This is a genomic window from Streptomyces sp. NPDC055506 (assembly GCF_053643595.1).
This window is the reverse complement of record NZ_JBSHKH010000211.1, coordinates 1-8,142: the sequence shown is the minus strand read 5'-3', so window position 1 is coordinate 8,142 and position 8,142 is coordinate 1. Positions and strand designations below refer to the sequence as shown.

The window sequence follows — 8,142 nt, the reverse complement described above, 5'->3', positions numbered from 1 at the left end:
CAGGCCCTTTCGCGTATCAGGCGCGGTTCATCAGCCGGGCCGCGCGGGCCAGCCGCTGGTCGGGGCGGCGGCGGGCCGCGTCGTAGGCGGCGAGGGCGTCATCGCGGTGGGGCATCGGAACTCCGCCCCGGCCATACGAGTCGAAGGACAAGTCGTGATCAACGAAATGGCGCTGGTGGAATCGCGGACTCTGCGCCGCAGCGTGCTCGACCGCACGGACGTGCTCAACAGAGTCACTTGTCAAGGACCATCGCACCGAGCTGATGGCCAACGGCTACGGTCTGCTGACCGGCGAAGAACTGAAGAACTGAGGTCCTTCAAGAACCTCAGTGGAATCCAGTCCCGCACCCGGTCCCTCGCCCTCTTCTCCCGACACGCCGTCCTCAACGTCGCCATGCTGCTCCGAGACAGCGAAGTCGCACGTCAGGTACGTGTGTATCTCCTCGACATGGAGTACCTGGCGCGCACACAGCCTGTGGAAAACCCCGTCCCGACCGACGCCGTATCCCTCGACGACCGGATCGACGACTGGAAGGCCCACAACAGGACCTTCAGCCCAGTTCCTTCGGCGGTGTCCGGTCCGCGTCCACCTTCTCGACCCGTTCCAGCTCGCCCCACACGACGTAGCGGTACGTGCTCGTGTACACCGGCGTGCAGGTCGTCAGGGTGATGTAGTGGCCCGGCTTCTTCTTCCCCGATTCCTTCGGGACCTTGGACAGGACCTTGACGTTGTACTTCGAGGTCTCGGGAAGGATGTCGTAGACCTTGTAGACGTACCACTTGTCCTTCGTCTCGAAGACGATCGGGTCGCCCTTCTTGATCTTGTCGATCTTGTGGAACTTGGCGCCGTGGCCGTCCCGGTGAGCCGCGAGGGAGAAGTTGCCGGTCTTCCCCGACATCGGCAGGGTCGCCTTGACGGGATCGGTGTAGTAACCGGCGACACCGTCGTTGAGGATCTTGTTCGACGTACCCTTCTCGACCAGCACCTCACTGCCGCTCATCGCGGGCACGTGCAGGAAGCCGATGCCGTTCTTGGTGTCCAGCACGCCCGGGCCGCCCCGGCCGTGGGCCCAGTCGTCACGGACCTTGTCGGCCTGCTTGCCGGCCGCGCGGTCGGCGACGACGTTCGTCCACCACAGCGAGTAGGCGACGAACAGACCGAGGACCAGGCCCGCGGTGATGAGGAGTTCCCCGAAGACACTGACCGCTATGGCGATCGGGCCGGGCCGGCGGCGTGCCGCCGCCCGCCGCGGCGCGGGCGCGCCGATGTGCTCTTCGTGGTCCGTGTCGGTGGTCGCTGCCACTGGTCATCTGCCCTTAACTGACGAGCGCATCCGGCTTGCCCTTGCTGCGCGGCCGTTCCTCGACCATCTTGCCCCAGACGATCATCCGGTACTTGCTGGTGAACTCCGGCGTGCACGTGGTCAGCGTGATGTACCGGCCGGGCTCGGTGAATCCCGACCCGGTGGGGACGGGCTTCAGGACACTCGTGTTGCTCGGCGGGGTCACCGGCAGGATCGACGCCATCTTGTAGACGAAGTACTCGTCCTGCGTCTCGACGACGATCGGGTCACCCGGCGTGAGTTTGTTGATGTACCGGAACGGTTCTCCATGAGTGTTGCGGTGACCCGCGAGCCCGAAGTTGCCGCTCTTGTCGCCCGGCATCGCGGTCTTCAGCGCGCCGTCCGCATAATGCCCGACCATGCCCCGGTCCAGGACGCCCTTGTTGCTGGTGCCCTCGGCGATCGGCACGACCACGTCCAGCTTCGGGATGTGCAGGATGGCGAAGCCCTGCCCCGGCTCGAAGGCCCCCGGGTTGCGCTTGCCGTTCGCCCAGTCGTCCTGGAGGCTGCTGGCCTCCTTGCCGGCCTGGGCGTGCGCCCGCACGTTCGTCCACCACAGCTGGTAGGTGACGAACAGCAGCATCAGCACGCCGGTCGTGATGAAAACCTCACCTATCGCCCGGCTGGCGACGACCGCGGCGCCCGGCTTGCGCGCCTTGGCCTGCCGCCGCGCCTCGACCCGTGACAGCGGCGCCCGCCGCCCTTCCCGAGCCGGGCCCTCCTGAGCCGGGTCCTCCTGAGCCGAGCGGGCGTCCGGAGCGCCTCCATGGCGCCCGTGACGGCGCTTGGCGGCCTTTCTGCGGGCCGCCCGGCCACCATGGGCCGGTCCGGCCTGCCGCGGGGCGGAGGAGCCCGGAGAGCCCGTTGTGGAGTCACCGGCCGCGGGCGGCGGATCCGGGATCCGCAGCGCCACCGTCTCCTCGTCGACCGGAGGAAGGTACGGCTCCTCGGGGAGAGGCTCGTACGACGCCGCGTACGGATCCGGCTCGGGCTCCGGCACATACGACTCTGACATGTACGGCTCTGACATGTACGGCTGTGGCTGCGGGTTCGGCTGCGGCTCCGGCTGCGGGGAGGCGCCGTACGCCCCCGAGCCCGACCAGTCCTCGAACGCACCCGGCGCCCCGTACGACTGCTGCCCGTACGAGGTGTCGGACTCGCGCTCGGGGCGCAGCGCCGTCACGCCGTGGCCCTGCCCACCACCGGGGCGAGCCCGGCCGACCTCGCCACCGCACCCTGGTCGCCGCACTCCACCAGCCAGTTGGCCAGCATCCGGTGCCCGTGCTCGGTCAGCACCGACTCGGGGTGGAACTGCACACCCTCGACCGGAAGTTCGCGGTGCCTCAGGCCCATGACTATGCCGTCGTGGGTCCGGGCCGTGACCTCCAGCTCGGCCGGGACCGTGGCGGGCTCGGCGGCCAGGGAGTGGTAGCGCGTCGCCGTGAAGGGCGAGGGCAGGCCCGCGAAGACGCCCTTGCCGGCGTGCTCCACCGGCGAGGTCTTGCCGTGCAGCAGCTCGGGCGCGCGGTCCACGACACCGCCGTACGCCACCTGCATCGACTGCATGCCGAGGCAGACGCCGAAGACCGGGACGCCCGTGGCGGCGCAGTGCCGGACCATGTCGACGCAGACGCCCGCCTGCTCCGGAGTGCCGGGCCCCGGGGAGAGCAGGACGCCGTCGAAGCCGTCCTGGGCGTGCGCCGTCGACACCTCGTCGTTGCGCAGGACCTCGCACTCGGCGCCCAGCTGGTACAGGTACTGGACCAGGTTGAAGACGAAGCTGTCGTAGTTGTCGACGACGAGAATGCGCGCGCTCACTGGTTGTCCACCGTCACATCGTTGAAGGGCAGCAGCGGTTCCGCCCACGGGAAGACGAACTGGAAGAGGACGTAGACCACGGCCACGACCAGGGCGAGTGAGATCAGCGCCTTCACCCACGTGTTCCCCGGCAGATGCCGCCAGACCCAGCCGTACATGCCGTCCCTTCCGTCGTACCACGGCACCAGACCCACGCCGTACAGCCACCAGACTAACGGCGCAACGCCTCCGGTTTCCCGGCCTCCACAGGCTGGGTGGAGTCCAGGTGCGCCCAGACGATCAGACGATGACTGTGTCCCCATTCCGGTTCACACGTGGTCAGCGTCAGATACCGGCCCGGACGCGTGTACCCAGAAGTACGTGGAACAGGGTCGATCACCTCGATATCCGAGGGCACTGTTTTGTACGGGCCTTTGTCGATCCGATACGTGAACCATGTCGTGCCGTCGGTCAGCACCACCGCATCGCCGCGCCGCAGCCTGGGAAAGTCCTTGAAGGGATCGCCGTAGGTACGGCGGTGGCCGGCGACCGCGAAGTTCCCCTTCTGCCCCAGCTGGGCGGTGCCCGCGTAGTGCCCGAGCCCCTTCTTCAGGGTGCCGGTCGCGGTGCCCTCCAGCACCGGCTTGTTCCACGTGAAACCAAGACGCGGGATGTACATGATCGCGAAGGGCTTGCCCTTGGCGTAGGGCGCGGGCCGCCCCGGGCTGACGGAGGAGCCGTCGGCCGGCGGACGGGGCTTCGACCACTCCTTCTGCAGCAGATCGATCTGGTCGTCCATGACATGGTCGGCCTTCACACCGGTCCAGAACAGCACATAGACGACGAACAGCACGATCACGGCGCCGACGGTGATGCACAGTTCGCTGACGGTCCTGACGATCACGCGCACCGGCAGCTCCCCCGGCCTGGCTACTGCTCCACGGGCTTCGCGTAGTGCAGATCCACTGTGCCCGAGTAGCCGGGAAGAGTCACCGGCCCGTTCTCCTCGACTTTCCAGCCGAGCCCGTAGACATTGACGTAGACCATGTAGTTCTGGATCGCCGGGGACGCCGCGAGCGTCCTCTGCAGCTTGTCCGGGTCGCCCACCGCAGTGATCTTGTACGGCGGTGAGTAGACGCGGCCCTGGAGGATCAGGGTGTTGCCGACACAGCGCACCGCGCTGGTGGAGATCAGCCGCTGGTCCATGACCTTGATGCCCTTCGCACCGCCCTGCCACAGCGCGTTCACCACGGCCTGGAGGTCCTGCTGGTGGATGACCAGGAAGTCGGGCTGCGGCTCGGGATAGCCGGGGAGCTTGGCGGTGGCGTCCGGCGGGGCGTCGTTGAGGGTGACCGTCAGCGAATCGCCCTTGAGCCTCTGGGTGCCCGCGCGCTGCTCCAGGGCGGAGAGCTTGAGGTCCTCCGCCCTCGTGCTGCCGTCGTCCCGCTCGGCGAGCGCCTCTATGTCCTGGCGCAGGGTTCCGTTGGTCTCGTCCAGCTCGCCGTTCTCACGGCTGCGTTCATGGATGAGGTCGGACAGCTTCAGCAGGGAGCTGTCCGTACGGATGTTGGTGCCCTTGGCGGTGTTGAAGCTGGTGAAGAAGATGAGCCCCGCGAGAGCGAAGACGGCCGCCGTGAGGATGCGCACGGGCCGGAAGCGGCGCGCGCGCTCAGGGGTGGATCCCGTCCCGGGGGAGTCGGCAGAATTGCTCAACGTACCCTTATCTCCTTCGGCGCCACGGAAGCACTACGCTAACGGACGACCGGGGGAGCACTCAGAGTCCCCTCACGCTGCCCCGAGCCAGACCCAGTTCCCTGCGCGGCCACGCAGCGCATCGACAGGAGAGACCCTCGTGCCGAAGTCACGTATCCGCAAGAAGGCCGACTACACGCCGCCGCCGGCGAAGCAGGCAACGGCCATCAAGCTGACCAACCGTTCCTGGGTCGCGCCCGTCATGCTGGCCATGTTCCTCATCGGCCTGGCCTGGATCGTCGTCTTCTACGTCACCGACGGCTCACTGCCCATCGACTCGCTGGGCAACTGGAACATCGTGGTGGGCTTCGGCTTCATCGCCGCCGGATTCGGTGTCTCCACGCAGTGGAAGTAGCGGTCACCTGACGGTGAACGCAGCTCTGCCCAGGGCTGTTCGCTGAGTTATCCACAGCGGTTATCCACAGGTGGAAAAGAAAGACGATCTGTGGATAACTCGTTGGGCGTTGACGCCGGTACGACGGAAGTACCGCAGCTCGAAAACTTGTTCGCCCCCTGCCTGACCTGCGAAAACGCAGGTCGGTGACAGGGGGCACATGTGTTCCCGCACCGTGTGCACAAGATTCGACACCCGCTGTGGACAACATCACGCTCAGCTGAGCTGGGCCGTCCTCAGGAGGGTCAGCAGGACTACCACACCGAGGACCAGTGCGCAGGTGCCGTACTGGACCAGCGCGCGGTGCGCACGGGGGGCGTGGACCATGGCGTATCCGACGACGACACCGGCGACGAGGCCGCCGATGTGGGCCTGCCAGGAGATGTTGAAGCCCGGGCTGAAGGTGAAGATCAGGTTGATCACCAGCAGCGCGATGATCGGCCGCATGTCGTAGTTGAGCCGACGCATCAGCACGGCCGTGGCTCCGAAGAGGCCGAAGATCGCACCTGAGGCGCCCAGCGTGGCCGTGTTCGGGGAGGCCAGCAGGTAGGCCAGGGCACTGCCCGCGAGACCCGAGACGAGGTAGAGCGCGAGGTAGCGGACACGGCCGAGGGCCGCTTCGAGCGGGCCGCCGAGCCACCACAGGCTGAGCATGTTGAACGCGATGTGCCAGATCTCCTGGTGCGTGAACATCGAGGTCACCATGCGGTACCACTCGCCTCCCGCCACACCCTGGGTGGGCGTGAAGGGCGCCGGCGGCCAGGCGCCGAGCAGGACGATGTCGGTGAGGATCGACTCGCGCACCTGGACGGCGATGAACACCGCCAGGTTGATACCGATGAGGATCTTGGTCAGCAGACGGGGGTCGGAGGTGATCGCGCCGCCCGCGATCGTCCGGGGCATGGCGGCCGTGGGGCTGTGACCTGTGCCGGAGCCGGTGCGGACGCACTCGGGACACTGGAATCCGACGGAGGCGTTGACCATGCACTCGGGGCAGATCGGGCGCTCGCAGCGGGTGCAGCGGATGCCGGTCTCGCGGTCCGGGTGGCGGTAGCACATGGGGACGCTGTGGGCGTCCTGCGGGCTGCCCGCAGCCTGGTCATCCATGAGATCCCCTATGTCGTGGAAGCCGTGGTGGGAAAAGCCCCGCCCCGCCCATCCTTACGGATGAACGGGGCGATTGGTTCCCCTGTGGGGGCCTTCGTGCTCAGCGCGTCTCGATGACGACCGACTCGATGACCACGTCGTTGAGCGGGCGGTCGGTGCGCGGGTTCGTCTGGATCGTGGCGATGGTGTCCACGACCTTCTGGCTCGCCGCGTCGGTGACCTCGCCGAAGATGGTGTGCTTGCGGTTCAGCCACGCCGTCGGGGAGACGGTGACGAAGAACTGCGAGCCGTTGGTGCCCGGGCCGGCGTTGGCCATCGCCAGCAGGTAGGGCTTGTCGAAGCGCAGGTCCGGGTGGAACTCGTCCTCGAACTGGTAGCCGGGACCGCCGGTGCCGTTGCCCAGCGGGTCACCGCCCTGGATCATGAAGCCACTGATCACCCGGTGGAAGACCGTACCGTCGTAGAGCCTGTCCGTGGACTTCTTCCCGGTCTCGGGGTGAGTCCACTCCCGCTCGCCCTGGGCGAGCTCGACGAAGTTCTTGACCGTCTTGGGGGCGTGGTTCGGCAGAAGCCGGACTTCGATGTCGCCGTGGTTGGTCTTCAGGGTGGCGTAGAGCTGCTCAGCCACGATCCTGCCTTCCGTTGTCTTTCCGTGACTCCCTGATCCTCGCATGGACGGCGCTCCACGTCGCCTGACCTCCGTTCGCCGGGGGGAAACAGGGCCGATCGGTTGCGGAAATCCAGTCGAGTAGTCCCGGGGCGGGGGCGCGCGGCGGCGATCCGTGGCATTGTCGACGACAAGCTCCCGTTGCCCCCGATTCATCCGCTATTGCACGTGATCGGCTCTCGACCTGAGAGGGCCCGGCGCCGTTTCCCGTGACCCGGATGCCCGCCCGCGCATGCCTGGTGGCGCACCCGGAGGCATGATCCGTAAAAGGGTGGAAAGTCGAAATACCGTACGCCACCGAGGAGGAGGAACCCGTGACCCGCATCGACAGCGTGCGCGCCGCGACCGGTTCGGCGAAGGACAGCGTGCTGCACGCCGCGGAAGTGGTGGCGCCCTACGCCGACACGGCCAAGGACAGGGCTACGCACTACGCACACGAGGCACGCGTACGGCTGGCGCCCAAGGTGACCCAGGCCGCCGGACAGGCACGCGTTCAGTACGGCGCCCATGTGCAGCCGTATCTGGAGCAGGCCCGTACGCATGTGCCGCCGAAGGTCGACCAGGCCGCCCAGGAAGCCGCCGTCCGCACCCGCAAGGCCGCAAAGCAGGCGGCGGACTACTCCAGGCCGAAGCTTGAGCAGGCGAGGGCCGCGGCCGGTCCCGTCACGACCGAGGCCGCCGCCAGGAGTGTGGCCGCGCTGGCCGCGCTTCGTGGTCAGGTCTCGTCGAAGGAGATCCAGAAGCTGGTCCGCAAGCAGGAACGGCGGGCGAGGGCCGGCCGTGCCGTGAAGACGCTGGCGATTCTGGGCGCCCTCGCCGGTGGTGCCTTCGCCGCCTGGAAGTGGTGGGACAAGCAGGCCAACCCGGACTGGCTGGTGGAACCGCCCGCCGCGACCGAGGTTCCCGAGTCGGGCCGGCTGTCCTCCGTGGACGGCACCGGCCAGTCGGTCCTGGACCCGGAGGTCGAGGCCAAACAGGCAGAGGAAGAGGCCGCTCGGCGCGACGACCGTTCCTGACGGCCGCCGGGGCAACAGCGCGGCGGGGCGGGAGACTCGAGGTCCGACCTTGCGAGTCTCCCGCCC

Annotated in this window: 10 protein-coding genes; 2 read left to right on the top strand and 8 right to left on the bottom strand. The window is 67.6% G+C overall.

Annotated features, from left to right (window positions below; all coding sequences use genetic code 11):
- Positions 1-551: 551 nt before the first annotated feature.
- Genes ACWIF2_RS39120 through ACWIF2_RS39095 form a run of 6 tightly spaced genes read right to left on the bottom strand, consistent with a single transcriptional unit; the run spans position 552 to position 4,853 of the window.
- A complete protein-coding gene (locus tag ACWIF2_RS39120) occupies positions 552-1,304 on the bottom strand; it encodes a class E sortase (RefSeq protein WP_454366276.1) in 753 nt (250 codons plus the stop codon).
- A gap of 13 nt (positions 1,305-1,317) precedes the next feature.
- Entirely contained in the window at positions 1,318-2,526 is a 1,209-nt protein-coding gene (locus ACWIF2_RS39115; RefSeq protein WP_454366274.1) for a class E sortase, read from the bottom strand.
- Positions 2,523-3,161, bottom strand: coding sequence for an aminodeoxychorismate/anthranilate synthase component II (locus ACWIF2_RS39110; RefSeq protein ID WP_193479173.1), 639 nt, complete (start codon positions 3,159-3,161; stop codon positions 2,523-2,525). The genes ACWIF2_RS39115 and ACWIF2_RS39110 overlap by 4 nt, the downstream gene beginning before the upstream one ends.
- A complete protein-coding gene (locus ACWIF2_RS39105; protein WP_189727378.1) occupies positions 3,158-3,355 on the bottom strand; it encodes a hypothetical protein in 198 nt (65 codons plus the stop codon). Before ACWIF2_RS39105 ends, ACWIF2_RS39110 begins: the two co-directional genes overlap by 4 nt.
- A 17-nt stretch (positions 3,356-3,372) precedes the next feature.
- Positions 3,373-4,050 (bottom strand): class E sortase, encoded by a 678-nt coding sequence (locus tag ACWIF2_RS39100; RefSeq protein ID WP_454366272.1) that lies wholly within the window; start codon positions 4,048-4,050, stop codon positions 3,373-3,375.
- A gap of 20 nt (positions 4,051-4,070) precedes the next feature.
- Entirely contained in the window at positions 4,071-4,853 is a 783-nt protein-coding gene (locus ACWIF2_RS39095; RefSeq protein WP_454366270.1) for a DUF881 domain-containing protein, read from the bottom strand.
- Positions 4,854-4,992: 139 nt separating this feature from the next.
- Here ACWIF2_RS39095 and crgA point away from each other — a divergent pair, with 139 nt between their 5' ends.
- The gene (gene crgA, locus ACWIF2_RS39090) at positions 4,993-5,247 is read left to right on the top strand and encodes a cell division protein CrgA (protein ID WP_215120283.1); all 255 of its coding nucleotides are present in this window, start codon (positions 4,993-4,995) and stop codon (positions 5,245-5,247) included.
- A gap of 255 nt (positions 5,248-5,502) precedes the next feature.
- Here crgA and ACWIF2_RS39085 read toward each other — a convergent pair whose 3' ends face one another.
- Positions 5,503-6,393: a rhomboid family intramembrane serine protease gene (locus tag ACWIF2_RS39085; RefSeq protein ID WP_454366268.1), complete on the bottom strand. Its 891-nt coding sequence runs from the start codon at positions 6,391-6,393 to the stop codon at positions 5,503-5,505.
- A 100-nt stretch (positions 6,394-6,493) separates the two neighbouring features.
- Positions 6,494-7,021: a peptidylprolyl isomerase gene (locus ACWIF2_RS39080; protein WP_215120285.1), complete on the bottom strand. Its 528-nt coding sequence runs from the start codon at positions 7,019-7,021 to the stop codon at positions 6,494-6,496.
- 353 nt (positions 7,022-7,374) lie between these two features.
- Here ACWIF2_RS39080 and ACWIF2_RS39075 point away from each other — a divergent pair, with 353 nt between their 5' ends.
- Entirely contained in the window at positions 7,375-8,076 is a 702-nt protein-coding gene (locus ACWIF2_RS39075) for a DUF5324 family protein (RefSeq protein ID WP_454366266.1), read from the top strand.
- The last annotated feature ends 66 nt before the right edge of the window (positions 8,077-8,142 follow it).

Excerpts from the sequence above, each read along its gene's own strand:
- ACWIF2_RS39085 (WP_454366268.1), bottom strand. The coding sequence starts at position 6,393 with ATGGATGACCAGGCTGCGGGCAGCCCGCAGGACGCCCACAGCGTCCCC.